The organism is Nocardioides sp. LML1-1-1.1 (assembly GCF_040676175.1).
In the GTDB taxonomy this organism is placed as follows: Bacteria; Actinomycetota; Actinomycetes; order Propionibacteriales; family Nocardioidaceae; genus Nocardioides.
This window is the reverse complement of the sequence record NZ_JBEGHK010000003.1, coordinates 530,073-554,701: the sequence shown is the minus strand read 5'-3', so window position 1 is coordinate 554,701 and position 24,629 is coordinate 530,073. Positions and strand designations below refer to the sequence as shown.

The window sequence follows — 24,629 nt, the reverse complement described above, 5'->3', positions numbered from 1 at the left end:
CGACGGTGCTGGGGTAGTGTTCCACCCGCTCCGGACGGCGATCCCGTGCGGAGTGTTCGGGCTGTAGCGCAGCTTGGTAGCGCACCTGACTGGGGGTCAGGGGGTCGCAGGTTCAAATCCTGTCAGCCCGACCACGAGGAGCCCCGTGACCGCGTCATCGCGGTCACGGGGCTCTTCTCGTCTCAAGGGCTGCCGGCCCGGTGCCTCAGTCCAGGCTGATCCGGATCACCTGGCGCTCGCGGGAGCCGTCCGAGCGTCAGCGAGAGTCACCGGCGCACCGTAGGGGCGAACGGCGGGCGACGCGTCCGGTTCGGACGACCGCGCCGCCACTTCGTGTGCTTTCCGATAATATCCGTTACCGGTGGTTGCAGATAAGGCTCCGGCGGCCTACCGTCGGAGCATGGGCAGCATCGGCACCAGCCAGCAGGACTACCACGACCTGCTCCGCACGCTCTCCGAGGCGTCGGTGGAGCACCACTTCGACGCGTTCGTCGACATCGCCTGGGACGACCCGGAGATGGCGGTCGACCCGGGGGACCCGCGCTGGATCCTGCCGGAGGTCGACGCCCTCGGCCGCACGCAGTGGTACCGCTCGCTGCCCCGGGAGCGCCAGATCGCGGTCGGCTTCTACCGCCAGACCAATGTCGTCAAGGTCGGCCTGCAGTTCGAGCAGGTGCTCATCGCCGGCCTGATGATGTACTGCCTGACCCTGCCCAACGGGCGCCCCGAGTTCCGCTACTCCACGCACGAGGCGACCGAGGAGTGCCACCACACCCAGATGTTCCAGGAGTTCGTCAACCGCACCGGGCTCGACGTCGCCGGCGCCCCGTGGAGCTTCCGGGCGCTGGCCCCCTTCCTGCCGCTGGCCGCCAAGCACCTGCCCTTCTCCTTCTTCATCGGGGTGCTCGGCGGTGAGGAGCCGATCGACCACGTGCAGAAGGTGATGCTGCGCTCCGCGGCCGACCTCCACCCGCTGCTGCGCCGGATCAGCCAGATCCACGTCGCCGAGGAGGCGCGCCACATCGGCTTCGCCCACCAGTACCTCGAGCACCGCGCGCCGCGGCTCGGCCGGCTCCAGCGCGGGTTCGCCTCGGTGCTCATGCCGGTGCTCATGCGCACCCTCGCCGACGTCATCGTGGTGCCCAGCCCGAAGGCGCGTCGTGCCATGGGCATCCCGCCCGAGGTCGCGCGCGAGGTCTGGTGGGAGAGCCCGGAGGCCCGTGAGCTGCTGCGCGACATGTTCGGCGACGTCCGGATGCTCGCCGAGGAGCTGCGCCTGATGAACCCGGTCGCCCGCCGCCTGTGGCGCGCGCTCGGCATCGACGGCCGGCCCAACCGGTTCCGCAGCGAGCCGGCCCGAGCCGCCTGACTCAGTCGCCGGCGTCGGCGGGCTGCAGGTCGGTCGGGTCGCCCGGCCGGGTCAGTGTGAGGACCGCCCGGGTGATCTCGGGACGGTCGTGCAGCGCGTCCTCGATCCGCCCCAGCCGGCCGGCCACGTCGGACTCCGGCGCGTCCCCGACCAGGTCGACCGCCGCCACCAGGAAGATCCGGTCCGCGCCGACCCACTCCATGTAGAGATAGCTGATCCGGGCGATCTCCGGGTGCCCGAGCAGGGCGCGCAGCGCCACGTCGCGGGTCAGCGGGGTCACCGTCTCGCCGGTGAGGAAGTCCATGTTGCGGCGGATCAGGAAGAGCGCGACCACCCCCAGCAGCAGGCCCACGACGATCGAGCCGATCGCGTCCCACACCGGGTCGCCGGTCACCTGGTGCAGCAGGATCCCGGCGAAGGCCACCACGAGGCCGACCAGCGCGGCGAGGTCCTCGGCGAAGACCGCGCGCAGCATCGGGTTCGACGTCAGGCGGAGGTAGCGCAGCGGTGAGATGCGCCGTCGTACGGCGGCGGTGCGGGCCTCGCGCAGCGCCTGGAGGAAGGACGTGCCCTCCAGCACGAACGCGATGGCGAGCACCACGTAGGCCCAGGTGTACGACGGCGTCTCCTCCTCGGCGCCCAGCGACTGCACGCCGTGCCACACCGACACCGCCGCACCGACGGTGAAGAGCCCGAAGGCGGCGAACATCGACCACACGTAGCCGACCCGGCCGTAGCCGAGCGTGTGCGCGGCGTCCGGAGGCCGGGCCGCCTTGCGCTCGCCGATGAGCAGGAACACCTCGTTGCCGGCGTCGGCCCAGGAGTGCGCGGCCTCCGCGATCATCGACGCGGAGCCGGTCACGGCCGCGGCGACCGACTTGGCGACCGCGATGAGCAGGTTCGCGGTGAACGCCACGATCACGGTCAGCACGGGAACGACGCTACTCCCTGCCTAGCCGCCGATCGCACGCTCCGTGCCCAACCGGGCCCGGGCCGCGGCACGCACCCCCGCGGCACGCGACCCCGGGGCGGCCGAGCCGGCCGAGGCGGTGCCCTTCCAGGTGCCGCGGATGCCGTGGTCGCGCTGCATCCGGCCGAAGTAGTCGACGACCTCCACCTCCTTGGCCCGCAGCGCGAGCTCGGTGGAGGAGGGCTGCTCCGGGGTCGCGGGCTCGGCCGCGATGGCCGCGGCCCGCGCCTCGTCGCGCGATCGCGCGAGCCGCTCGCCCACGTGGTCGGCCCAGGCCTCGTAGAACGCCGCCCGCGCCGTCGAGCCGTGCACCGGCCGCTCGTCCCAGCGTCGACGCCGGGCGTCCCACACCTGGCGGGTGTCGGCCTTGTGCGCCCCCGAGCGCAGGTGCGCGTCGCCGTCGGTGACCATCTGGGTCACCAGCGCGGCGTAGAGCGCCTTGACCACGGCGATGTCGGTGGGGAAGCCGTAGAGCGTGACCCGGGTGTTGCTGGTGTAGATCGCCACCCGGACGTCGTTGGCCCGGGCGATCTCCAGCAGCAGCCGCACGTAGCGGGCCAGCGAGCGCTTGCCGCTCTCGCCGATCAGCACCGTCTCCCAGGTCGGGTCCTGCCGGCGCTCCTCGCTGTGCGCGCTCGCCCGGGCGACCGCCAGCGCGATCTGGTGGCGGGTCGCGAGCGTCTGGGCCTTGGCGAAGAAGGCGTCCCGCTCGGCGGTGTTGCTCGTCCGCTCGGCCTGGCGCAGCAGCCGGCCGATCCGCAGCAGGGTGCGGTCCTCGCCGTCGACACCGCTGTCCAGCCCGGAGAGCTGGTAGGCCGTGTGCAGCAGGTCGGCCAGCACCGGCATCCCGATGTCCTCCAGCAGCCGCAGGAAGGTGGTGCGGAACAGCGCCGGGTGGCCGTCGACGCCGGCGAGGTGGTGGGCGACCTCGTGCAGGACGACGGCCGCGCGCAGCGACCAGGACCCACCGACCTCGCGGGGCGGGATCGCGATCACGCCCCGCACGGGCAGGTCGCCGCGCTCGTAGTGGGCCTGGCGGTGCCCCCGCCGCGACCGTACGACGACCGGGACGCCCGCCAGGTCGAGGCCGGTGCCGTCGTCGTAGCGGCTGCCGGTGGCGCGCAGGTGCGCGAGCACCCGGTCGACGAAGGCCTGGACGTGGGCGGGGTCGGTGAACCGCGGCTCGGTCTCCGGCTCGAGCTCCCGCAGCACCGCACCCACCTGCACCCGCAGCGGCGTGCCCGGGGTGCGCGCGGCCTCGTCGAGCCAGCCGGCGAGCAGGTCCTCGGCGGCGTAGACGGCGGCGGTGTCGTCGGTCATGGCCCCAGCCTCTCAGGCACCTCCGACGCCCGCGTGGTCCGGCGAGCCGGGTTTCGTCCCGGGCGGGTCAGGGAAGCAGATAGCCTCCGGCTGCGACGTCCGTCGCGAACCGTCACCAGAACTCTCCCGGGAGCACCCTCCATGCACCTCACGTCCCTGCGGCGCGTCGGCCTCACGATCCTCGCCCTGCTGGCGAGCACGCTGTCGCTCGTCGCCGTCACCAGCGCTCCGGCGCACGCCGCGGACATCACGACCGTGGCCCACCTGCAGCGGAACTACTCGCTGGTCCGACACGGCTCCGCGGTGACCTTCCAGGGCTACGTCACCCAAGCGGGCAGCACCACGCCGCGCCAGCCCGGCGCCACCTACCTGCAGCGCCGCATCGTCGGCCAGACCGCGTGGGCCACGCTGCCGCCGATGCGCGACCTCGCGACGGACGCGACCCCCACCTGGACCACCGTCCCGAACTACTCCGCCGACTACCGGCTCTACTTCGCCGGGTTCACCAGCGGTGACCTCGTCGTCAAGCCGTCGGTCTCCGCGACCGTGCGCGTCAACGTCCGCCGCAACCTGCACGACAACTTCCGTCGCGCGACCCGCGTCTTCTACGGCAAGGTCACGCCGTCGTACGCGCGCCGCGTGGTCACCATCCAGAAGTCGACCTGCGCCTCGCCGACCAGCGCCTCGTGCCGCTGGGTGACCTACAAGGGCATCCGGACCACCAGCACCAGCGGCTTCTCGGTCAAGCTGCCGGTCTACGCCCGCCGGACGCACTTCCGGGCCGTCGTGAAGCCGAGCAACGGCTACTACACGAGCTTCTCGAACAACTACGTGACGACCTACCGCTACTGAGCGGTCAGGGCGGCTAGGCAGACTCCTCGAGGCCGGCTGCGGGGCTCGCGCCCTGCAGCCGGTCTCGCAATTCCACGAGGTCGCCGACGGCCTCGACGAAGCGGACCGTGGAGTCGCCGACGCCGTTGTCGTCGAAGTAGTGGTGCCGCATCGCGGCGCGCGCCATCCGGTGCTCGTCGTGCTCCAGGCGGGCGGCGAGCAGCGCGGTCAGGCCGGGCAGCCCGGCGGCGTCGACCACGTCGGCGCACCGGCTGACGGGGACGTCCTGGCGGAGCCGCTCGGCGTCGTCGTACCGGTCGGTGACGAGGATCGGCTTGTCGGTCTGCAGGTAGAGCCAGTCCAGGCCGACCGAGGAGACGTCGGTGATCATCGCGTCGCAGCCCGGGAAGACGGCGAGGATGTCGCCCTGCCAGACCGCGGCGTGGCCCGCGTCGGGCTCCTGCTCGGCGGCTCGCTCGACGAGGTCGAGGATCGCCTGGTGGCCCTCGCGGACCGCGGCCACCTGGCTGGTCGTCACCTTCGGGTGCGGCTTGTAGACCACCCGCACACCCGGCACGGCCAGCGCCGCGCGCACGATCTCGGCGCCGAACACGTCGACCGAGGTGTAGCAGTTGTAGTCCGCGTCGCCCTCCCAGGTCGGCGCGTAGAGCACGGTACGACGGCCGGTCGGCGGCAGCAGGGGAGCGGGCCGCAGGTCCAGCTGGGGCCGCCCGATGCGCACCAGGCGCCACTCGTCGAGCTCCATCAGCGCCGCCCGGTGCCGCTGGACGGCCGCCTCGCCCGCGACGAACACCCGGTCGTAGGCCTTGGCGTTGTTGCTGACCATGCTGTGCTTGTCGGACTCGCCGTGGTTGATGTGCACGTGCAGCATCCGGTTGTCGAGCAGCGAGTTGAAGTTGAGCGCGGAGTTGTTGCAGTAGAGCACGACCTTCGCGTCCAGCGCGTCGTACTGCGCGGCGAGGTCGTTGAAGCCGGGGGCGAGGAGCACCGGCAGGGACGTCCGCTCGGCGACGACGTCGCGGGTCCCGCTGTCCCGGGTCAGCACGGCCACCGGGTGCGCGGCGTCGAGCCGCTCGAGCACGGGCAGCCACTGGAGGAGCTGATAGGCCCGGGTCGGGTCGTCGGCGAAGTAGGCGATCACCTGGGGGGAACGGGGGTCCTGCACCAGCGAAGGCTACGGCCCGCCGCCGCACGCGAACGAACTGAGAACCCACGGCGAATGTTGCGTTTCGGTAACCTCGGCCGGTGCCCGCGCTCCGCCGTCTCCTCAACCGCTCCGTCCTCGCCGCCTGGCAGTGGGTCGAGCGGTACGGCGACGTCGCTCCGGGCACCGACCTCGCCGACCGGTTCGGGACCTTCGCCCCCGGCGCGTGCCTCGCCTTCCCGATGGCGACGGTCGTCAACCCCGGGGCGATCCACGTCGGCCGGGACACCCTCGTCGGCAAGTACGCCACGCTCTCCGTCGGCTACGGCCCGGCCCAGGAGGTGCTCCCCGAACGCGGCCTGGTCATCGGCGAGCGCTGTGTCATCGGTGCCCGCGCCTGCCTCACCGCGCACGAGTCGATCACCATCGGCGACGACGTGTGGTTCGGCCAGGACGTCTTCGTCTCCGACGCCAGCCACGGCTACCAGGACCCCGAGGTCCCGGTGGGCCGGCAGTTCGGCAGCCACCAGCCGGTCGTGATCGGGTCCGGCTCCTGGATCGGCCACGGCGCGATGATCCTGCCCGGTACGACGATCGGGCGGAACGTCGTGGTCGCCGCGGGCTCCGTGGTGCGCGGCGTCGTCGAGGACCACGCCGTCGTCGGTGGTGTCCCGGCGCGCACCATCCGGCGCCTGGAGCCGGGCCGCGGCTGGGTCTCGGCCACCGGCGGCGACGACGTCCGCGCGATCGCGGGCGCCCCCTCCTTCGGGGGGTGACCGGGCCGTGAGCGCCGTCACTAGGCTGGCGCCATGAGCCGGATCGAGGACTTCGCCCAACACGCCGCGGCCGCCACCGGCCGCCCCCTCGCCGCCGGCTCGCCCGAGCAGTACGACGACCTGCACACCTGGTCGGTCGAGGAGCTCTCCACCTTCTGGAGCACCGTCGCCGAGCACCTCGGCTTCCCGCTGCCGGGCCCCGCGCTGGCGCAGGAGCGGATGCCGGGTGCGGTCTGGTTCCCGGAGGCGCGGGTCAACTACGCGGCGGCGGTCCTCGACGGGCGGCCCGCGGACGAGGTCGCGATCGTCGGGGTCACCGAGGACCCGGCCGCCACCCGTGAGCTGACCTGGGGCGAGCTGCGCCGGCAGGTCGCGAGCCTCGCGGCGACGTACCGGCGCCTGGGCGTGGGGGAGGGCGACCGGGTCGTCGGCTACCTCCCCAACACCCCGGACACGATGGTGGCGCTGCTCGCGGCCGCCAGCATCGGCGCGGTGTGGTCGGTGTGCGGCATGGACTACGCCGCCTCGGCCGCGCTGGCTCGCTTCCAGCAGCTGGACCCGGTCGTGCTGGTGCACGCGCCGTCGTACGTCTACGGGGGCAAGGTGCACGACCGCTCCACGGTCGTCGCCGAGCTGACCGCGTCCCTGCCCACGCTGAAGGCGACGATCGAGGTCGGCAGCGACGCCTGGTCCGCCGCCGTCGGGGGAGAGGCGGAGCTGGAGACCGCCGCACTGGACTTCGGCCACCCGTTGTGGGTGCTCTTCTCCTCCGGCACGACCGGCAAGCCGAAGGGCATCGTCCACGGCCACGGCGGCGCGATGCTGGAGCAGGCCAAGGTGGCCGCCTACCACTTCGACCTGGGCCCGGGGGAGCGGCTCTTCTGGTACACGACGCCCTCCTGGATGATGTGGAACTTCGTGGTCGGCGGCCTGCTGACCGGCGCCTCCGTGGTCGCCTACGACGGCAGCCCGGCCCAGCCCGGCACCGACGGCCTGTGGGCCCTGGCCGCCGAGCACGGCGTCACCGCGCTCGGGATGAGCCCGGGCTACGTCGCCGCCTGCCAGAAGGCCGGGGTCGGGCCGCGGGGCCACGCCCTGGACCGCCTGCGCCGGGTCGGCATCTCCGGCTCGACCTTCCCCGCGAGCAGCCACGAGGCGCTGCAGGACGCGCTCGGCCCGGACGTGCAGATCTGCTCGATCAGCGGCGGCACCGACGTGGTGAGCGCCTTCGTCGGGCCCGCGCCGCACGTGCCGGTGTGGCCCGGCGAGCTCTCCCGGCCCTGCCTCGGGGTCGCGCTCGACGCCTTCGACCCGGCGGGTGAGCCAGTCCGGGGCGAGGTCGGCGAGCTGGTGGTGACCCGGCCGATGCCGTCGATGCCGCTGTTCTTCTGGGGCGACGAGGACGGTGCCCGCTACCGGGACGCCTACTTCGACGTCTACCCCGGGGTGTGGCGCCACGGCGACTGGATCACGCTGACCGACCACGGCTCCGTGGTGATCCACGGCCGGTCGGACGCCACCCTCAACCGCAACGGCATCCGGATGGGCAGCGGCGACATCTACGAGCCGGTCGAGGCGCTGGCCGAGGTGCGCGAGGCGCTGGTGATCGGGCTGGAGGAGGACGGCGGCGGCTACTGGATGCCGCTGTTCGTCGTGCTGGCTGAGGGCGTCGAGCTCGACGAGGCGTTGGACGCGCGGATCCGCGACGCCGTGCGCACCCACGCCTCGCCCCGCCACGTGCCGGACGTCGTGATCGCGGCGCCCGGCATCCCGCACACCCGCACGGGCAAGAAGCTCGAGGTCCCGGTGAAGAAGGTGCTCGCCGGCCAGGCGCTCGGCGGCTCCTACGACCCGGGCAGCGTGGACGCCCCCGAGCTGCTGGAGTGGTACGCCGAGATCGGCCGCGCCCGCCACGGCTGACGAGGGATGTTCTAGGGTGGTGGCTCTCCCGCTCACCTCCTGAAGGACCTCGATGACCGCCTGGCTCTTGCTGGGACTCGCCATCCTCCTGATCTTCGCGTGCGGGCTCTTCGTCGCCGCCGAGTTCGCGTTCGTGACCGTCGACCGCGGCCAGGTCGACCGGGCCGCCGCGGGCGGTGACGCCTCCGCGCTCGGCCTGCAGAAGGCCCTGCGCACGCTGTCGACCCAGCTCTCCGGGGCCCAGGTCGGGATCACCATCACCAACCTCGCCATCGGCTTCCTGGCCGAGCCCGCCATCGCCGAGCTGCTCCGCGGCCCGCTGGAGGACGCCGGGGTGTCGAGCGGTGCCGTCACCCCGGTCGCCGTGGCGACGGGCCTGGTCCTGAGCACCCTCCTCACCATGCTGATCGGCGAGCTGGTGCCCAAGAACGTCGCCATCTCGCTGCCCTACCGCACCGCCCGGCTCACCCAGCGGCCGATGCGGGCCTTCACCGCCGTGGCGAGCGGGCCGATCCGGGTGCTCAACGGCAGCGCGAACTCCATCGTGCGCCGCCTCGGCATCGAGCCGCAGGAGGAGCTGCGCTCGGCGCGCAGCGTCACCGAGCTGGCCTCGCTCATCCAGCGCTCCGCGGACGAGGGCACCCTCGACGCCGACACCGCGGAGCTGATGGAGCGTTCGGTGGAGTTCGGCACCCGCACCGCTGGCGAGATCATGACCCCGCGGGTGCGGACCCGCAGCCTGGAGGCCAACGACCGCGCGAGCGCCGTCATCGCGCTGGCCCGGGAGAGCGGCAACTCCCGCTTCCCGGTGCTCGACGACACCGACGCCGTGGTCGGCACGGTGCACGTCAAGAACGCCGTCGCGCTGCCCCTGCACGAGCGGGCCACCACCAAGGTCAAGCACCTGATGGCCAAGCCGATCGTGGTGCCCGACTCGCTGCGCCTCGACCCGCTGCTCGCGCTGCTGCGGGCCGACGGCTTCCAGATGGCCATCGTCCTCGACGAGTACGGCGACCACGCCGGCATCGTCACCCTGGAGGACGTCATCGAGGAGATCGTCGGCGACATCGCCGACGAGCACGACCGGACCGGGAGCCGGGCCCGGCTGCGCCGCGACGGCACCTGGGCGCTGTCCGGGCTGCTGCGGCCCGACGAGGTCGAGGACCTCTCCGGCGTCGAGCTGCCCGAGAGCGAGGACTACGACACGGTGGCCGGGCTGGTGCTCAAGGTGCTCGGCCGGATCCCGGTGACGGGGGACCAGGCCGTCGTACCGCTGCCGGCGGTGGTGACCGGCGACGACGAGGACGCACCGGTACGCCGGGCCGTGCTCACCGTCGACCACATGGACGGGCTGCGCATCGACCGGCTCTCCCTGCGCGTGGAGGAGGAGCCGGCCGATGGGTGACCTCGGTGGCGTGCTGCTCGCCGTCTTCCTGCTGGCGGCCAACGCCTTCTTCGTCGGCGCGGAGTTCGCGCTCATCTCCGCGCGCCGCAGCCAGATCGAGCCGCGCGCCCAGGCCGGCTCGCGGATGGCCGCGATCACGCTGACCGCGATGGAGCAGGTCTCGCGGATGATGGCCGGCGCCCAGCTCGGCATCACCGTCTGCTCCCTCGGCCTCGGTGCCGTCGGCGAGCCCGCGCTCGCGCACCTGATCGAGCCCGTCTTCCACGAGCTGGGCGTCCCCGACGGCTGGCTGCACCCGATCGCCTTCGTGCTCGCCCTGGTGGTGGTGGTCTACCTGCACGTGGTCCTCGGCGAGATGGTGCCGAAGAACATCGCGCTCGCCGGACCGGACCGGGCCGCGCTGATCCTCGGCCCGCCGATGTACGGCATCGTGCTGGTCCTGCGCCCGCTCATCGTGTCGATCAACGCGGTCGCGAACGCCATCCTCCGGTTGCTGCGGATCGAGCCGAAGGAGGAGCTCGGCTCGACGTACACGCGCGAGGAGGTGGCCGCGCTCGTCGAGGAGTCGCACGGCGAGGGCCTGCTCGCCGAGGACGAGTACGACCGGCTCTCCGGCGCGCTCGGCTTCACCGAGAAGACCGTGGCCGAGGTGATGATGACCCCCGACTCGCTCGCCACCGTCGTGCGCGGCTCGACCGGTGCCGACGTGGAGGCGCTGTGCGCCGCCACCGGGTTCAGCCGGTTCCCGGTCGTGTCCGACGAGGGCGACCTGGTCGGCTACCTGCACATCAAGGACGTCCTCGAGCCCGACGAGGAACGACGCGAGCGGCCGGTCGCCGACCGCTGGATCCGCCCCTTCGCGACCGTCACCGCCGACGCCCTCCTGCACGACGCGCTGGAGGTGCTCCAGCGGCGCGGCGCGCACATGGCGCGCGTCGTACGCACCGACGGGACGACGCTCGGCGTCGCCGCGCTGGAGGACGTGATCGAGGAGCTCGTCGGAGAGATCCGCGACGCGGCTCACTCCGACGACGCGACGACCGCCTCGTGACACTAGGGTGTCGTCCGTGGGTGAAGCGGTGACGCGCGAGGAGCGCGCGACCGACCGGGTGCTGACGCTGCCGAACCTGATCAGCGCGTCGCGCCTGCTCGGCGTCCCCTTGTTCCTCTGGCTGGTGCTCGGGCCCGAGGCGGACGTGTGGGCGCTGGTCGTGCTGATGGTCTCGGGGGTCACCGACTTCCTCGACGGCTGGCTGGCGCGCAAGCTCGACCAGACCTCCGAGCTCGGCCGACTGCTCGACCCGGTGGCCGACCGGCTCTACATCCTCGCCGTCGTGCTCGGGCTCGCCCTGCGCGAGGTGATCCCGTGGTGGGTCGCCGTGTCGCTGCCGCTGCGCGACCTGGTGCTGTGGGGCCTGGTGCCCCTGCTGCGCACCCGCGGCTACAGCGCCCTCCCGGTGCACTTCCTCGGCAAGGCCGCGACGTTCAACCTGCTCTACGCCTTCCCGCTGCTGCTGCTCGGCGACGGCGACGGCACGGTCGCCACCCTGGCCCAGATCTTCGGCTGGTCGCTCGCGCTGTGGGGGATCGGCCTCTACTGGTGGGCCGGGGTGCTCTACGCCTGGCAGGTCCGCAAGCTGCTCGCGACGACCGAGCCCCGGTCCCGCTCGGACGGCACGCCGTGAACGACACCCTCGACCGCGCCCGGACACCCCTGCTGACCCTCGTCACCCAGGAGGCGCTGGACCGCGACTACCAGGCCGCGGCCTCGCGGCGGGACCCCGACGCCCCGCCGGGCCGGGGGCGCCGGGTCGCGGTGGTCGCGGTCGTCGGCGCGTTCGCGGCACTGGTGACCATCGCCGCCGTGCAGACCTCGCAGAACGCCGACGTCGAGGACGCCAGCCGCGCCAGCCTGATCAGCCGGATCGAGGCCCGCCGCGACCGGGTGGACGCCGAGCAGGAGCAGATCGCCGACCTGCGCGGCGCCAACAACCGGGCGGAGGAGTCGCTGCGCGCGTTGGGCTCCGAGGTCGGCGACGTCCAGGCCCGGAGCACCACGCTCGCCGGTGCCGCGGGCTTCGGCGTCGTCCGCGGCGACGGGGTCCGGGCGGTCGTCGACAACCCCCGCTACGCCGACGAGGACAGCGTGATCCGCGACTCCGACCTCGCCCTGCTCGCCGACGCGCTGTGGGGCGCGGGCGCGGAGGCGATCGCCATCAACGGACAGCGGCTCACCGCGCTCAGCGGCATCCGCAACTCCGGCGTGGCGATCGAGGTCAACGGCGTGGGCATCGCGCCGCCGTACACCGTGGCGGCGATCGGCGACCAGCGCACGCTGTCGTCGAACGTCGTCGACTCCGGGGCCGGCCTGGCCTTCATCGGGCTGACCCAGCAGTTCGGCTACTCCTTCGACATGGACAAGGCCGACGACCTGCGCCTGCCCGCGGCGAGCGCGCTCCCGAGGCTGCACGCGGCCAAGCGCAAGACCAACCCGAAGACCGACGGAGGTGACCGCCCGTGATCGCGGTGCTCGGACTGTTCGTCGGCGTGGCTCTCGGACTGGTGTTCCAGCCGGACGTCCCCGCCGGCCTCGAGGTGTACCTGCCCATCGCCGTGGTGGCCGCGCTCGACGCGGTCTTCGGCGCGCTGCGCGCCTACCTGGACGGCATCTTCGACGACAAGGTGTTCGTCGTCTCGTTCCTGAGCAACGTCGTGATCGCGGCCGGCATCGTCTACCTCGGCGACCGGCTCGGCGTTGGGGGCCAGCTCTCGACCGGCGTGATCGTCGTCCTCGGGATCCGGATCTTCACCAACGTCGCCGCCATCCGGAGACACGTCTTCCATGCCTGACCCCGACGACTCCGACGCTCCCGTCGCGCCCGACGCCCCCGGGCCCGAGCTCACCCCGACCGAGCGGCTGCGCCGGGCGCTGCTGCGCCCCTCGCGGCGCCAGGTCGTGGCCGGTGTGCTGATGGCCGTCGTGGGCTTCGGCGCGGTCACCCAGGTGCGCCTCACCGACAGCGACGACATCTACGCCGGCCAGCGCCAGCAGGACCTCATCGACGTCTTCGACGGTCTCTCCGGCACCCGGCAGCGCACCGAGGCCGAGATCGACCGGCTCGAGGGTGTCGCGGACGGGCTGCGCGACGAGACGACCAAGCGCCAGGCCGCGCTCGACCAGGCCCAGAGCGACGTCGACACGCTCAACATCCTCGCCGGCCTGGTCCCGGTCACCGGGCCCGGCGTACGGATCACCATCACCGAGGAGAAGGGCCGGATCCGGCTCGGCTCGCTGCTCGACACGATCCAGGGCCTGCGCACCGTCGGCGCCGAGGCGATCGCGATCAACGGCACCGTCCGGGTGGTCGCGCAGACCTCGTTCGAGGAGACCGACGGCGGGTTCCTCGTCGACGGCGAGCGGGTCGAGGCGCCGTACGTCATCGACGCGATCGGCGAGGCCGAGGTGCTGAGCGGCTCGATCACCTTCCCGCTCGGCCCGCGCAAGCAGATCAAGGACGACGGCGGCGACGTCGAGGTCAAGGAGCTGCGCGCGGTCGACATCGAGGCGGTCGCGAAACGCCCGGAGCCTCGCTACGCCCTGCCGGACCAGGGGCAGTAGCCTTCTGGCCATGACGAACCCGGCTGACCTGAAGTACACCGTCGAGCACGAGTGGCTGCGCACGCCCGGCGACGCGGCGGGCTCGGTCCGCGTGGGCATCACCGACTACGCCCAGGACGCCCTCGGGGACATCGTCTACGTCTCCCTGCCGGAGGTCGGCGCCACGGTCGCGGCCGGCGACGCCTGCGGCGAGCTGGAGTCGACCAAGTCGGTCAGCGACGTCTACGCCCCGGTCAGCGGCGAGATCGTCGCCGTCAACGAGGCGCTCGACGCCACGCCCGAGCTGGTCAACAACGACCCGTACGGCGCCGGCTGGCTCTTCGAGGTCGTGCCCGCCACGCCCGGTGACGTCGACGCCCTGCTCGACGCGTCGGCGTACGAGGCCCAGCTCGACGGCTGATCCGGTACGTTCGTAGTAGCCGTCCCGGACCCAAGGAGTTTCCCCATGCCGTTCTGCACCGCCTGTGGCCGGCAGAACCCCGATGACGCCCGCTTCTGCTCGCAGTGCGGCAACCGGCTCGTCGCGCCGGACGCCGCTCCTGCCGCGCCGGTCGTCACCGACGCCACCGCGACCATCCAGTTCGGTGGCGGCGACCGGGTCGAGACCTCCGACCGGGCGCTGAGCCCGGTCGACGCCGCCGCGGTCGACGCGCTGCCCGTGGGCCACGCACTGCTCGTGGTGCAGAAGGGTCCCGGCGCCGGCAGCCGGTTCCTGCTCGACGCCGACGAGGTCAGCGCGGGACGCCACCCGGAGAGCGGCATCTTCCTCGACGACGTGACGGTCTCGCGCCGGCACGCCGTCTTCCGCCGCGCGGGGGACAGCTTCACCGTGGAGGACGCGGGCAGCCTCAACGGCACCTACGTCAACCGCGACCGGATCGAGAAGGCCACGCTGAAGGACAGCGACGAGGTCCAGGTCGGCAAGTACCGCCTGGTCTTCTTCGCCGGTCACGAGAGCCACTGAGCGATGGTCGCTGGCCTCGCCCGCGGCGAGCGCGAGCCCCTGCTCAACATCGGGCAGGTGCTCGACCGCCTGCGCACCGACTTCGAGGACGTCAGCATCCCGAAGATCCGGTTCCTGGAGTCCGAGGGGCTGATCAAGCCCGAGCGGACCCCGTCGGGCTACCGGAAGTTCTCCGAGGGCGACATCGCCCGGCTGCAGTACATCCTGCGCATGCAGCGCGACCACTACCTGCCGCTGAAGGTCATCGGCGAGCACCTCGACGCCATGGACCGGGGGCTGCAGCCGCCCGAGCCCGAGCCCGTCGTCCCCACCGTGCCCAAGGTCGCGGTCGGCTCCGACGGCCTTCCCGCGCCGGAGTCCTTCCGCCGCACCGACAAGCTGCGGCTCTCGCGCAAGGAGCTCATCAAGGTGGCCGAGATCGACGCCGACCTGCTCACCCAGCTCGAGGAGTTCGCGCTGATCACGCCCTCGGCGACCGGGCACTACGACACCGACGCGCTGGTCATCGCGCAGACCGCGAGCGAGCTCGCCGACTTCGGCATCGAGCCGCGCCACCTGCGCGCCTTCCGGACCGCGGCCGACCGCGAGGTCGGCCTCATCCAGCAGGTCGTCGCCCCGCGCCGGGGCCGCGACGCCGGTGCCGCCGCGCGCGCCGAGGAGGCCGTGAGCGAGATCGCCGCGCTGTCCGTGCGGCTGCACGCCACGCTGGTGAAGGCCGGCCTGCGGAGGATCTGACCGGCCCCGCGGGCCCACCACGACGCGAGTAGGGTTGAGCCATGCGCGAGGTGGATGTCCTGGGAGTCCGGGTGGAGATGCCGTCCAACCAGCCCATCGTGCTGCTGCGCGAGACGACCGGTGAGCGCTACGTGCCGATCTGGATCGGCGCCGTCGAGGCCACCGCCATCGCGTTCGCCCAGCAGGGCGTCGTCCCGCCCCGGCCGTTGACGCACGACCTGATGAAGGAGCTGCTCGCGGCCACCGGCAGCGAGCTGTCGGAGGTCCGGATCACCGACGTCAAGGACGGCGTCTTCTTCGCCACCCTGGTCCTCGACTCCGGTGCGGAGATCAGCGCGCGGCCCTCGGACTCGATCGCCCTCGCCCTGCGCACCGGTACGACGATCTACTGCTCCGAGGAGGTGCTCGCCGAGGCGGGCATCGCCGCCCCGGCCGAGGAGGAGGACGAGGTGGAGGCGTTCCGCGAGTTCCTCGACCACGTCTCGCCCGAGGACTTCGAGTCCGACCGCTGATTCCCTCAGCCTCAAGTTGAGGCTGAGGGTTTTTCCCGACACGCCCGGTGACGTCTTTGACCGGTCGGAGTCCGGCGCCGTACCTTGAAGAGTCGAATGACAGCAGTGCAATGCCGCGCCCCAGCCTGGAGGACCCCGTGAACGAGCAGCAGCCCGAGAAGGTCGGTCAGGACTCGTCGGCGGCGACCGCTGCGGCCGAGGAGCAGGGCCTGCTCTTCACCGACGACGTCTCGCCTCTGCCCAGCGACCTGGGCTACCGCGGACCGACGGCGTGCAACGCCGCCGGCATCACCTACCGCCAGCTCGACTACTGGGCCCGCACCGGCCTGATCGAGCCGAGCGTGCGCGGCGCCAAGGGCTCCGGCTCGCAGCGGCTCTACAGCTTCCGCGACATCTTGATCCTCAAGATCATCAAGCGGCTCCTCGACGCCGGCATCTCGCTGCAGCAGATCCGCACCGCGGTCGGTCACCTGCGCGAGCGCGGCACCGACGACCTCACCCAGGTCACCTTGATGAGCGACGGCGCCTCGGTCTACGAGTGCACCAGCAACGACGAGGTCATCGACCTGCTCCAGGGCGGTCAGGGCGTCTTCGGCATCGCCATCGGCGGCGTGTGGCGCGAGATCGAGGGCACGCTGGCGCAGCTGCCCAGCGAGAGCGCGAGCGACGCCGAGGACACCGAGAGCGTCGCCGGCGACGAGCTCGCCGCGCGACGCGCTGCTCGCAACGCGGGCTGAACGCCCCCATCGGGCCGCTCTGCGGCTACGATGGTCACGCTGTTCATCCCGCACGGGAGAGTCAGGACGCGTCCGGCGGACGTGAGCCTGCGCCGAAGGGGCAATTCCTCCCCGGAACCTCTCAGGCGCCCGGACCGTGCGGACCAGGCAACTCTGGAGGCGCGACGCTGCGCTGACAGAGGGGGAGGGCTCGAACCCTTTCGATCCCGAGGAACCTGCCTGATGAGTGCCCCCTTCGCCAACCGTCACATCGGTCCGGACGTCGCCCAGGTCGACACGATGCTCGACCGGCTCGGCTATCCCTCCCTCGACGCCCTGATGGACGCGGCCGTGCCCAAGTCCATCCGCTCGACCGACCCGCTCGCCCTGCCGGCCGCGGTCGGCGAGGAGGAGGCCGCCGCCGAGCTGCGCGCCCTAGCCGCGGCCAACGTCCCCGGGGAGTCGATGATCGGGCTGGGCTACCACGCCACGGTGACCCCGGCCGTGATCCGCCGCAACCTGCTCGAGGACCCGAGCTGGTACACCGCCTACACGCCGTACCAGCCGGAGATCTCGCAGGGCCGGCTCGAGGCGCTCATCAACTTCCAGACCATGGTCGCCGAGCTCGCCGGCCTGCACACCGCCGGCTCCTCCCTGCTCGACGAGGGCACGGCCGCCGCCGAGGCCGTCGCGCTGGCGTTCCGCGCCAACCGCAAGGCCTCCGGCCCGTTCGTCGTCGACGCCGACGCGCTCCCGCAGACCATCGACGTGGTCCGCACCCGCGCCGAGGGCATCGGCATCGAGATCCTGGTCGCCGACCTGACCGACGGCCTGCCCGAGGGCGAGGTCTCCGGCGTGCTGGTCCAGTACCCCGGCGCGTCCGGCCGGGTCGCCGACCTCAAGCCGGTCATCGACGCCGTCCACGAGCGCGGTGGCCTCGCCGTCGTCGCCGCCGACCTGCTCGCGCTGACCCTGCTGGAGGCGCCGGGCACGCTCGGCGCCGACGTCGTGGTCGGCTCGGCCCAGCGCTTCGGCGTCCCGCTGTTCTACGGCGGCCCGCACGCCGGCTTCATGGCCGTGCGTGAGGGCCTGGAGCGCCAGCTGCCCGGTCGGCTCGTCGGCGTCTCCGTCGACGCCGAGGGCCGCCCGGCGTACCGGCTCGCCCTGCAGACCCGCGAGCAGCACATCCGCCGCGACAAGGCGACCTCCAACATCTGCACCGCGCAGGTGCTGCTCGCCGTCACCGCCGGGATGTACGCCGTCTACCACGGTCCGCGGGGCCTCCGGGAGATCGCGGCCGGCATCCACGGCCTCGCCCGCCGGGCGGCCGCGACCCTGGAGGCCGCCGGCATCGAGGTCGTCAACGAGAGCTTCTTCGACACCCTGACCGTGCGGGTGCCCGCGCGCGCGGACGAGGTCGTCGCGGCGGCACGGGAGTCCGGCCTGCACCTGCGCCTCGTCGACGCCGACACCGTCGGCGTCGCGTTCGGCGAGACCGCGGGGGAGTCCACCCTGGCCTCCCTGGTGGCCGCCTTCGGCGCCGGCGAGGTGTCGGCCGAGGGGGTGGCGGGCCTGCCCGAGGACCTGGAGCGCAGCACCGACTACCTCACCCACCCGGTCTTCAACACCCACCACAACGAGACCTCGATGCTGCGCTACCTGGCGCGGCTGTCCAACCGCGACTACGCGCTCGACCGGGGCATGATCCCGCTCGGCTCCTGCACGATGAAGCTCAACGCGACCACCGAGATGGAGCCCATCTCGCTCGCCGGCTTCGCCAACCTGCACCCGTTCGTCGCGGCCCAGGACGCCGACGGCTACCGCCGGCTCATCGAGCAGCTGGAGTCCTGGCTCGCCGAGGTGACCGGCTACGACCGGGTCTCCATCCAGCCGAACGCCGGTGCGCAGGGCGAGTTCGCCGGCATGCTCGCGATCCGCAACTACCACCGCGCCAACGGCCAGGAGCAGCGTGACGTCTGCCTGATCCCGTCCTCCGCGCACGGCACCAACCCCGCCTCCGCGGTGATGGCCGGGATGAAGGTCGTGGTCGTCAAGGCCCACGACGACGGCACGGTCGACCTCGACGACCTGCGCGCCAAGTGCCAGCAGCACAGCGAGACCCTCGCCGCGATCATGGTCACCTACCCCTCCACCCACGGGGTCTACGAGGAGACCATCACCGAGCTGTGTGACGTCGTGCACGAGCACGGCGGCCAGGTCTACGTCGACGGCGCCAACTTCAACGCGCTGCTCGGCTACGCCCAGCCCGGCCGGTTCGGCGGCGACGTCTCGCACCTCAACCTGCACAAGACGTTCTGCATCCCGCACGGCGGTGGCGGCCCCGGGGTGGGCCCGGTCGCGGTGCGCGCGCACCTCGCGCCGTACCTGCCGACGCACCCGCTGCACCCCGACGCCGACCGGCGTGAGGGCACGGGCGCGATCAGCGCCGCGCCCTTCGGCTCGGCCGGCATCCTGCCCATCTCGTGGGCCTACATCCGGATGATGGGCGCCGAGGGCCTGACCCGCGCCACTGCCGTCGCGGTGCTGTCGGCCAACTACGTCGCCACCCGGCTCGGTGAGCACTTCCCGGTGCTCTACCGCGGCGAGTCGGGCCTAGTCGCCCACGAGTGCATCCTCGACCTGCGCCCGATCACCGCGGCCACGGGCGTCTCGGTCGACGACGTCGCCAAGCGGCTCATCGACTACGGCTTCCACGCACCGACGATGTCCTTCCCGGTCGCCGGCACCCTGATGGTCGAGCCGACCGAGTCCGAGGACCTCGCCGAGCTGGACCGGTTCTGCGACGCGATGATCGCGATCAAGGGCGAGATCGACCGGGTCGCCGCGGGGGAGTGGGCCGTCGACGCCTCGCCGCTGCACCACGCCCCGCACACCACCCGCGCGCTCGTCGGCGAGTGGGACCGGGCCTACTCCCGCGAGGTCGCGGTCTTCCCGGCCGGTCACTCCGTCGACAAGTACTGGCCGCCGGTGGCCCGCATCGACCAGGCCTACGGCGACCGCAACCTGGTCTGCGCCTGCCCGCCGATGGACGCCTACACCGAATGACCTCCTACGACGAGCGGCTGGCCGCGCTCCAGGGCGCCGGCCGGCTGCCGTCGGTCGCGGCGGCTGTGGCGCTGGGCGGTGTCCCGGCCTGGTCGGGCAGCGTGTCGGTGCTCCCGGACATCACCGTCGGCACGGCCTACCGGATCGGCTCGATCAGCAAGACCCTCACCGCGGTGCTGGTGCTCCAGCTGCGCGACGAGGGCGTGCTGGCGCTGGACGACCCGGTCGGCCGGTTCGTCCCGGAGACGGGCTATGCCACGTCCAGCATCCGCCACCTGCTCGCGCACCTGTCCGGCATGCAGAGCGAGCCCGCCGGCGCCTGGTGGGAGCGGACCGACGGCGGGACCTTCGACGCGCTCACCGCCGCCAACGACGGCTCCGGCCGGGTGGCCGCCGCGGGGGAGCACTTCCACTACTCCAACCTGGGCTACGGCCTGCTCGGCGAGCTCGTCGCCCGGCTGCGCGGGCAGACCTGGTGGGCGGTCGTCCAGGAGCGGCTGCTCGTCCCGCTGGGGATGGGCGCGACGTCGTACCACCCGCCGGTGGACCACGCTCCGGGCCGGAGCGTCGACCACTTCGCGCACACCCTCACCGCCGAACCGCACACCGACACCGGGGCGATGGCGCCGGCCGGCCAGCTGTGGAGCACGGTGGCGGACCTGCTGCGCTGGGCGGACTTCCTCGCCACCGGCCACCCGGACGTGCTGTCCGCGGAGACCCTCGCCGAGATGGCCGCGCCGCTCGACGCGGAGCGGTCCTACGGCCTCGGCCTGCAGGTGGTGCGGGTGGGGGAGCGGACCTACGCCGGGCACACCGGCTCGATGCCCGGTTTCATGGCCTCGCTCTTCGTCGACCGCGCCTCGCGCGACGCGGTGGTCGCTCTCACGAACGCCACCACCGGGCTGCGCCCCGACCGGGTGCCCGGGATCCTGACCGGCGTCGACGCGGCCCCCGTCGCGGAGCGGTGGTCGCCCTCGGCGTTCCCGGTGCCGGTGGAGGTCGCCGAGCTGCTCGGGCTGTGGTTCTGGGGCAACACCGCCTTCGGCTTCGAGTGGGTCGGCGGTGCGGTCCTCGCCCGCGACCTGCGCACCGGGAAGGTGCACGAGCGGTTCGTGCCGGCGAGCGGGGAGCCGGGGCGCTTCGTCGGTGGGCAGGAGTACCACCGCGGCGAGCCGCTCCTCGTGCACCGTGACGACACCGGCACGGTGCTGGACCTCGAGTGCGCGACCTTCGTCTACACCCGGGTGCCCTACGACCCCCGGGTCACGATCCCGGGCGGGCACCCGGCGCCGGGAACGCCGTAGCCACCGACGCCAGGCCGAGCAGCACGCTCAGTCCCACGACCGCCCACGCCCAGCCGGGCAGCAGGTGCGGGAAGCGCGCCAGGAGCACGACCGGGACGGCGAGGTGGATCGTCACGACGGCGACCCACGGCCACGGCGTACGACGTCGCGCGAGCGCCGCCACCGCCAGCGGCACCGGCGCGAGCACGAGCCAGCCGAGGGCCAGCGCCAGGCCGAGCCCGCCGTGCCGGGCCAGCCACGGCGCGAGGTCCCACGGGTCGATCCCGCTGCCGAAGGTCGCCGCCGCCGAGGTCGCGAGTGCGACGAGGAGGACGGCGGCGCGCAGCACGCGAGGGCCGGTCACGCAGGTCAGCTGCGGTCGTCGTACCCGGAGATGCAGGAGCGGCCGTCCTGGGAGTCGACCAGCACGGTCACCGCGATCTCGTCGTCCTCGAAGGCCTTCTCGTCGCTGGTGATCTTGACGTCGAAGGAGCCCTTCTCCTCGCCCTTGACGTTGGAGATCTCGTAGTCGACGTCGGGGTCCTTCGTGTCCGCCTCGTCCTGGGCCGCCGCGATCAGCGCTTCCAGGTCCGCGCGATCCTGCTTCGACGGCGCCTCGCAGAGCAGCGCGATCCCGTCGTCGACGTCGAGGTCCTCGGCGGCATCCACCGCCGCGTCCGCGACGTCCTGGACGCTGGTCGGGTCGCCCCCGGACACGACGAGGGCGGTCACCCCGCCTGCGAGGAGGAGGACGGCGGCCACGGCGCCGGCCACGATCAGGCCGATCTTGTTGGTCATGGGCCCACCCTTCCCCACGAGGCCGGTGTCCACACCGTTGACACGGCGGGGCATGATGAGCCCGTGAACGAGAACACGTTCCAGTTTGCCTGGTTCCGCACCCTGCCCGGCTCCACCGCGCTCGAGCCGTTGCCGCTCGCCCGGAGCCGGTGGCGCGAGGACCAGATGCACGGTGTCGCGATCAGCGGGCTGCTCGCCCGGGCGTTGGAGCAGGCGGTCGACGTGGCCGGACGGACCGAGCTGGTGCCCGCGCGCTACCACGTCGACCTGTTCCGCCCGGCTCGGATGATCCCGACGACCGCCGAGGCCACCGTGGTGCGGGAGGGGCCGCGGCTGATGCTGCTCGACGCCGTCGTACGGCAGGAGGGGGAGGTGGTCGCCCGGGCCGGCGCGACCTTCCTGCTGCCCTCGGCGAACGCCGCCGGCGAGGTGTGGACCTCGGCGGCCGACGACCCGCAGCCCCCGCTGGACCTGGCTCCGCCGGAGGGCGAGCAGCACGTCCCGTTCTTCGCCAGTGCGGCACCGTGGTCGGACAGCTTCGGCGACCACCAGAACGCCGGACGTCACGCCACCTGGCAGACCGCCGTGCCGATCGTCCTCGGCGAGGAGTGCACGCCCTTCCAGGCGGTGGCCTCGATCGGGGACGCCACGAGCATGGTGACCAACTGGGGCTCGGCCGGCGTGGAGTACATCAACACCGACATCGACCTCGCGCTGAGCCGCCGCCCGGACAGCGTGCTGCTCGGCCTGCGCGCCACGGACCACCGGGCCGTGGACGGCATCGCGGTCGGCACGGCGGAGGTGTTCGACCGGACCGGGGTGATCGGCACGGCCAGCGTCACCGCGCTCGCCAACACCCGCCGGACGGTGGACCTGTCCGGCGGGGTCGGCGTCGACGGTAGCGCCTGACGAGCGTCCTCAGCCGCCGGCGATGACGACGTAGAACCGCTTGCGGGCGCCGTCGACCGTCACGCTCCCGTCGCTGTTGCGCGGGCTCACCACGAAGTGGTTGGCGTTGTTGGTGTCCACCGGCGCGCACGACACGAGCATCGCGATGCCACACCGCGTCGCGGAGATCTCGCCGGAGAACTCCGGGTTGAGGTCCGGTCCCGCCGCCCGGCCGTTGGTGATCCCGTCGCCGTTGAGGTCCTGCTGGTTCTGCAGTGCGATCGTGGCGACGATCGCGTTGTCGGAGAGGTCCTCCCCGGCGTTGATGTAGACGTTGCCGGCCGCCCGCAGCGAGTTGTCGCCGGTCGTCGCGGTGTTGGCCAGCGTCGGGTAGGCCGCCGCCACGGTGAACCCTCCGGACTGCGCCTCGATCTGGCCGGCCGCGTTGACCAGCACCCAGCGGGCGGGGGCGCCGTCGGCACCGGGCTGACCGGGCTGACCGGGCCGGCCCGCCGGGCCCTGGGGGCCGCGCGGCCCGACGGCGCCGCGGGGTCCGGAGGTCAGCACGCCGGGGGAAAGGTCACGGCGCCGGAGCGTGCCGTCTCGCACGTCCTTGGAGCGCACGGTGTTGTCGCGGATGTCGACCGAGCGGACCGACCCGTCGGCGATCTCGTTGCTGCCGACCTGGGTGACGGCGTACGACGTGCCGCCGAGCGAGACGACCAGGGCGCCAACAGCCACGGCGAAGGCGGGAGTGGGCTTTCGGATGGGCATGGAGTTCCTCCGGGAGCAGAGTGATGTGTCACACACTCTTCGGAGACGCGGCTCCCGAGGATGGTAAAGAGACGACGGGCCGGTCAGCCGGTCTGGGCGTCCTCGTCGACCACCTCGGCCTCGGTGACGTCGAAGTCGAAGGTGAGCTCCTCGCGCTCCAGGTCGGCGATCGCGGCGAACTCCCCGCTGGTCAGCGCGCGAGGGGCCTCCTCGACCTCCTTGGGGGAGGGCAGGGTGGAGATCGGGTCGGCGGCGTTGAGCTTGCGGGCGGCCGGCAGCACCGAGCGCTCCAACGAGCCGGTGAAGGCGTTGTAGTCCTTCACGCTGCGCTGCAGGGAGCGCCCGAGCTTGTCGACGTGCTCGGCCAGCTTGAGGATGCGCCGGTAGAGGACCTGGCCGAGGTCGAAGAGCGCCTGCGCGTCCTCGGTCAGCGCCTCCTGCTTCCAGGTGAAGGCGACCGTCTTGAGCAGGCCCCACAGGTTGGTCGGAGTGGCCAGCACGACGCCCTGCTGGAAGGCGTGCTCCAGCAGCGAGGGGTCGACCTCGAGCGCGACGTTGAGCAGCTGCTCGTTGGGGATGAACGCGACGGTGAACTCCGGGCTGGTGCGCAGCCCGGTCCAGTAGCCCTTGCGGGCCAGGGTGTCGACGTGACCGCGGACCTTGCGGGCGTGGTCGGTCAGCAGCCGCTGGCGCTGCTCCGGCTCGATGCCCTCGCGCTGGGCGTCCATGAAGGCGTTGTAGGGCACCTTGGCGTCGATCGCCATCTGCTTGCCGCCGGGCAGGTTGATCACCATGTCCGGCCGGCGGGCCCCCGAGTCGGCCTCCATCGAGTGCTGCAGCTCGAAGTCGATCCGGTTGAGCAGGCCGGCGGTCTCGACCAGGGTGCGCAGCTGGGTCTCGCCCCACGCGCCGCGCACGGCATTGTTCTTCAGGACGTTGGCGAGGGTGTCGGCGGCCTTGCGCGAGTCCTCCACGGAGCGCTGGGTGTGCCGGATCTGGCTCGCGAGCTCCGTGTGCTGCTGGACCCGGGCCTTCTCCAGGTCGTCGACCTTGCGCTGCATCGAGCGCAGGTGCTCCACGACCGGGGTCAGCGTCTTGAGCACCTGGGTGTGCCCGCCCTCGGCCTGCTCGCGCTCGCGGTCGCGCTGGCGGTCGGCCTGCTCGCGCTGGCGCTGCGCCTCCTCGCGCTCGCGCTGGGCCTGCCGCTGCTGCTCGACGACGGCCTGGTGCTGCTCACGCGCGGCCTGCAGGCTCTGGCGCAGCTCGTCGACACTCGTCTGCGCGGCGGCGAGGTCGGCCTCGATCGCCGCGCGCACCGACGCCTCCTGCTCGCGCAGCGCGGCCAGCGCCAGCTCGTGGCGGGCCTCGGCGAGGGCCGGGTCCTCAGCCGGGGCGGGCGGGACGAAGGTCGCCTGGCGCAGGACCCAGCCGACCCCGGCACCGAGCGCGAGACCGACGAGGAGAGCGAGCAGAACGACCATGAGGACAGTCAAACAGGGGGGTCCGACGGAAACCCCC

25 protein-coding genes, 1 tRNA gene and 1 riboswitch are annotated in these 24,629 nt (G+C 72.6%); of the genes, 19 read left to right on the top strand and 7 right to left on the bottom strand.

Annotated elements, in window-relative coordinates:
- The first annotated feature begins 57 nt into the window (after window positions 1–57).
- A tRNA-Pro gene (locus MRBLML1_RS13840) sits at window positions 58–134 on the top strand.
- Window positions 135–400: 266 nt separating this feature from the next.
- Window positions 401–1,369, top strand: coding sequence for an AurF N-oxygenase family protein (locus MRBLML1_RS13835; RefSeq protein WP_364516794.1), 969 nt, complete (start codon window positions 401–403; stop codon window positions 1,367–1,369).
- Window position 1,370: 1 nt separating this feature from the next.
- Here MRBLML1_RS13835 and MRBLML1_RS13830 read toward each other — a convergent pair whose 3' ends face one another.
- Entirely contained in the window at window positions 1,371–2,300 is a 930-nt protein-coding gene (locus MRBLML1_RS13830) for a cation diffusion facilitator family transporter (protein WP_364516792.1), read from the bottom strand.
- Window positions 2,301–2,321: 21 nt separating this feature from the next.
- Complete coding sequence (locus tag MRBLML1_RS13825) at window positions 2,322–3,659, bottom strand: DUF7168 domain-containing protein (RefSeq protein WP_364516790.1); 1,338 nt, start codon at window positions 3,657–3,659, stop codon at window positions 2,322–2,324.
- A 141-nt stretch (window positions 3,660–3,800) separates the two neighbouring features.
- Between MRBLML1_RS13825 and MRBLML1_RS13820 the strand changes: the two genes are divergently transcribed.
- Window positions 3,801–4,511, top strand: a complete 711-nt coding sequence (locus MRBLML1_RS13820) for a hypothetical protein (RefSeq protein ID WP_364516788.1) — start codon at window positions 3,801–3,803, stop codon at window positions 4,509–4,511.
- A gap of 13 nt (window positions 4,512–4,524) precedes the next feature.
- Here the strand turns inward: MRBLML1_RS13820 and MRBLML1_RS13815 are convergent, their stop codons facing one another.
- Window positions 4,525–5,676, bottom strand: coding sequence for a CDP-glycerol glycerophosphotransferase family protein (locus MRBLML1_RS13815; protein WP_364516786.1), 1,152 nt, complete (start codon window positions 5,674–5,676; stop codon window positions 4,525–4,527).
- Window positions 5,677–5,756: 80 nt separating this feature from the next.
- Here MRBLML1_RS13815 and MRBLML1_RS13810 point away from each other — a divergent pair, with 80 nt between their 5' ends.
- The 15 genes from MRBLML1_RS13810 (at window position 5,757) to MRBLML1_RS13740 (ending at window position 20,672) form a co-directional block, all read left to right on the top strand.
- Window positions 5,757–6,431, top strand: coding sequence for an acyltransferase (locus MRBLML1_RS13810; RefSeq protein WP_364516784.1), 675 nt, complete (start codon window positions 5,757–5,759; stop codon window positions 6,429–6,431).
- Window positions 6,432–6,464: 33 nt separating this feature from the next.
- Complete coding sequence (locus tag MRBLML1_RS13805; protein WP_364516782.1) at window positions 6,465–8,351, top strand: acetoacetate--CoA ligase; 1,887 nt, start codon at window positions 6,465–6,467, stop codon at window positions 8,349–8,351.
- A 52-nt stretch (window positions 8,352–8,403) separates the two neighbouring features.
- Window positions 8,404–9,756: a hemolysin family protein gene (locus MRBLML1_RS13800; RefSeq protein ID WP_364516780.1), complete on the top strand. Its 1,353-nt coding sequence runs from the start codon at window positions 8,404–8,406 to the stop codon at window positions 9,754–9,756.
- The gene (locus MRBLML1_RS13795; protein WP_364516778.1) at window positions 9,749–10,807 is read left to right on the top strand and encodes a hemolysin family protein; all 1,059 of its coding nucleotides are present in this window, start codon (window positions 9,749–9,751) and stop codon (window positions 10,805–10,807) included. Before MRBLML1_RS13800 ends, MRBLML1_RS13795 begins: the two co-directional genes overlap by 8 nt.
- A 16-nt stretch (window positions 10,808–10,823) precedes the next feature.
- On the top strand, window positions 10,824–11,441 hold the full coding sequence (locus tag MRBLML1_RS13790) for a CDP-alcohol phosphatidyltransferase family protein (RefSeq protein WP_364516776.1): 618 nt from the start codon (window positions 10,824–10,826) through the stop codon (window positions 11,439–11,441).
- Window positions 11,438–12,277 carry a DUF881 domain-containing protein gene (locus MRBLML1_RS13785; RefSeq protein ID WP_364516774.1) on the top strand — a complete coding sequence of 280 codons (840 nt, stop codon included), beginning with the start codon at window positions 11,438–11,440 and terminating at the stop codon, window positions 12,275–12,277. The genes MRBLML1_RS13790 and MRBLML1_RS13785 overlap by 4 nt, the downstream gene beginning before the upstream one ends.
- The gene (locus MRBLML1_RS13780) at window positions 12,274–12,606 is read left to right on the top strand and encodes a small basic family protein (RefSeq protein WP_364516772.1); all 333 of its coding nucleotides are present in this window, start codon (window positions 12,274–12,276) and stop codon (window positions 12,604–12,606) included. Before MRBLML1_RS13785 ends, MRBLML1_RS13780 begins: the two co-directional genes overlap by 4 nt.
- Window positions 12,599–13,375, top strand: coding sequence for a DUF881 domain-containing protein (locus tag MRBLML1_RS13775; protein ID WP_364516770.1), 777 nt, complete (start codon window positions 12,599–12,601; stop codon window positions 13,373–13,375). The genes MRBLML1_RS13780 and MRBLML1_RS13775 overlap by 8 nt, the downstream gene beginning before the upstream one ends.
- A gap of 10 nt (window positions 13,376–13,385) precedes the next feature.
- On the top strand, window positions 13,386–13,775 hold the full coding sequence (gcvH, locus tag MRBLML1_RS13770; RefSeq protein WP_364516768.1) for a glycine cleavage system protein GcvH: 390 nt from the start codon (window positions 13,386–13,388) through the stop codon (window positions 13,773–13,775).
- Between the two features lie 45 nt (window positions 13,776–13,820).
- Window positions 13,821–14,339: an FHA domain-containing protein gene (locus MRBLML1_RS13765; RefSeq protein WP_364516766.1), complete on the top strand. Its 519-nt coding sequence runs from the start codon at window positions 13,821–13,823 to the stop codon at window positions 14,337–14,339.
- Between the two features lie 3 nt (window positions 14,340–14,342).
- Window positions 14,343–15,074, top strand: a complete 732-nt coding sequence (locus tag MRBLML1_RS13760; RefSeq protein WP_364516764.1) for a MerR family transcriptional regulator — start codon at window positions 14,343–14,345, stop codon at window positions 15,072–15,074.
- Window positions 15,075–15,115: 41 nt separating this feature from the next.
- Window positions 15,116–15,586: a bifunctional nuclease family protein gene (locus MRBLML1_RS13755; protein WP_364516762.1), complete on the top strand. Its 471-nt coding sequence runs from the start codon at window positions 15,116–15,118 to the stop codon at window positions 15,584–15,586.
- Between the two features lie 110 nt (window positions 15,587–15,696).
- Window positions 15,697–16,323 carry a MerR family transcriptional regulator gene (locus MRBLML1_RS13750; RefSeq protein ID WP_364516760.1) on the top strand — a complete coding sequence of 209 codons (627 nt, stop codon included), beginning with the start codon at window positions 15,697–15,699 and terminating at the stop codon, window positions 16,321–16,323.
- A 43-nt stretch (window positions 16,324–16,366) separates the two neighbouring features.
- Window positions 16,367–16,470, top strand: a riboswitch (glycine riboswitch).
- A gap of 75 nt (window positions 16,471–16,545) precedes the next feature.
- The gene (gcvP, locus tag MRBLML1_RS13745; RefSeq protein ID WP_364516758.1) at window positions 16,546–19,368 is read left to right on the top strand and encodes an aminomethyl-transferring glycine dehydrogenase; all 2,823 of its coding nucleotides are present in this window, start codon (window positions 16,546–16,548) and stop codon (window positions 19,366–19,368) included.
- Complete coding sequence (locus MRBLML1_RS13740; protein ID WP_364516756.1) at window positions 19,365–20,672, top strand: serine hydrolase domain-containing protein; 1,308 nt, start codon at window positions 19,365–19,367, stop codon at window positions 20,670–20,672. Before gcvP ends, MRBLML1_RS13740 begins: the two co-directional genes overlap by 4 nt.
- On the opposite strand, the gene MRBLML1_RS13735 is transcribed toward MRBLML1_RS13740, so the two are convergent.
- On the bottom strand, window positions 20,632–21,015 hold the full coding sequence (locus MRBLML1_RS13735) for a hypothetical protein (protein WP_364516754.1): 384 nt from the start codon (window positions 21,013–21,015) through the stop codon (window positions 20,632–20,634). The two genes, MRBLML1_RS13740 and MRBLML1_RS13735, sit on opposite strands and share 41 nt — an antisense overlap.
- Window positions 21,016–21,020: 5 nt before the next feature.
- Complete coding sequence (locus MRBLML1_RS13730; protein WP_364516752.1) at window positions 21,021–21,449, bottom strand: hypothetical protein; 429 nt, start codon at window positions 21,447–21,449, stop codon at window positions 21,021–21,023.
- A gap of 63 nt (window positions 21,450–21,512) precedes the next feature.
- Between MRBLML1_RS13730 and MRBLML1_RS13725 the strand changes: the two genes are divergently transcribed.
- Window positions 21,513–22,358, top strand: a complete 846-nt coding sequence (locus MRBLML1_RS13725; RefSeq protein ID WP_364516750.1) for an acyl-CoA thioesterase domain-containing protein — start codon at window positions 21,513–21,515, stop codon at window positions 22,356–22,358.
- Between the two features lie 9 nt (window positions 22,359–22,367).
- On the opposite strand, the gene MRBLML1_RS13720 is transcribed toward MRBLML1_RS13725, so the two are convergent.
- Window positions 22,368–23,111 carry a collagen-like triple helix repeat-containing protein gene (locus MRBLML1_RS13720; protein WP_364516748.1) on the bottom strand — a complete coding sequence of 248 codons (744 nt, stop codon included), beginning with the start codon at window positions 23,109–23,111 and terminating at the stop codon, window positions 22,368–22,370.
- 83 nt (window positions 23,112–23,194) lie between these two features.
- Complete coding sequence (gene rmuC / locus MRBLML1_RS13715) at window positions 23,195–24,592, bottom strand: DNA recombination protein RmuC (protein WP_364516746.1); 1,398 nt, start codon at window positions 24,590–24,592, stop codon at window positions 23,195–23,197.
- Between the last annotated feature and the right edge of the window lie 37 nt (window positions 24,593–24,629).

Excerpts from the sequence above, each read along its gene's own strand:
- MRBLML1_RS13740 (WP_364516756.1), top strand. The coding sequence starts at position 19,365 with ATGACCTCCTACGACGAGCGGCTGGCCGCGCTCCAGGGCGCCGGCCGG.
- MRBLML1_RS13730 (WP_364516752.1), bottom strand. The coding sequence starts at position 21,449 with ATGACCAACAAGATCGGCCTGATCGTGGCCGGCGCCGTGGCCGCCGTC.
- MRBLML1_RS13775 (WP_364516770.1), top strand. The coding sequence starts at position 12,599 with ATGCCTGACCCCGACGACTCCGACGCTCCCGTCGCGCCCGACGCCCCC.
- gcvP (WP_364516758.1), top strand. The coding sequence starts at position 16,546 with ATGAGTGCCCCCTTCGCCAACCGTCACATCGGTCCGGACGTCGCCCAG.
- MRBLML1_RS13835 (WP_364516794.1), top strand. The coding sequence starts at position 401 with ATGGGCAGCATCGGCACCAGCCAGCAGGACTACCACGACCTGCTCCGC.
- MRBLML1_RS13805 (WP_364516782.1), top strand. The coding sequence starts at position 6,465 with ATGAGCCGGATCGAGGACTTCGCCCAACACGCCGCGGCCGCCACCGGC.
- gcvH (WP_364516768.1), top strand. The coding sequence starts at position 13,386 with ATGACGAACCCGGCTGACCTGAAGTACACCGTCGAGCACGAGTGGCTG.
- MRBLML1_RS13795 (WP_364516778.1), top strand. The coding sequence starts at position 9,749 with ATGGGTGACCTCGGTGGCGTGCTGCTCGCCGTCTTCCTGCTGGCGGCC.
- MRBLML1_RS13750 (WP_364516760.1), top strand. The coding sequence starts at position 15,697 with ATGCCGCGCCCCAGCCTGGAGGACCCCGTGAACGAGCAGCAGCCCGAG.
- MRBLML1_RS13755 (WP_364516762.1), top strand. The coding sequence starts at position 15,116 with ATGCGCGAGGTGGATGTCCTGGGAGTCCGGGTGGAGATGCCGTCCAAC.
- MRBLML1_RS13820 (WP_364516788.1), top strand. The coding sequence starts at position 3,801 with ATGCACCTCACGTCCCTGCGGCGCGTCGGCCTCACGATCCTCGCCCTG.
- MRBLML1_RS13800 (WP_364516780.1), top strand. The coding sequence starts at position 8,404 with ATGACCGCCTGGCTCTTGCTGGGACTCGCCATCCTCCTGATCTTCGCG.
- MRBLML1_RS13825 (WP_364516790.1), bottom strand. The coding sequence starts at position 3,659 with ATGACCGACGACACCGCCGCCGTCTACGCCGCCGAGGACCTGCTCGCC.
- MRBLML1_RS13720 (WP_364516748.1), bottom strand. The coding sequence starts at position 23,111 with ATGCCCATCCGAAAGCCCACTCCCGCCTTCGCCGTGGCTGTTGGCGCC.
- MRBLML1_RS13765 (WP_364516766.1), top strand. The coding sequence starts at position 13,821 with ATGCCGTTCTGCACCGCCTGTGGCCGGCAGAACCCCGATGACGCCCGC.
- MRBLML1_RS13760 (WP_364516764.1), top strand. The coding sequence starts at position 14,343 with ATGGTCGCTGGCCTCGCCCGCGGCGAGCGCGAGCCCCTGCTCAACATC.
- rmuC (WP_364516746.1), bottom strand. The coding sequence starts at position 24,592 with ATGGTCGTTCTGCTCGCTCTCCTCGTCGGTCTCGCGCTCGGTGCCGGG.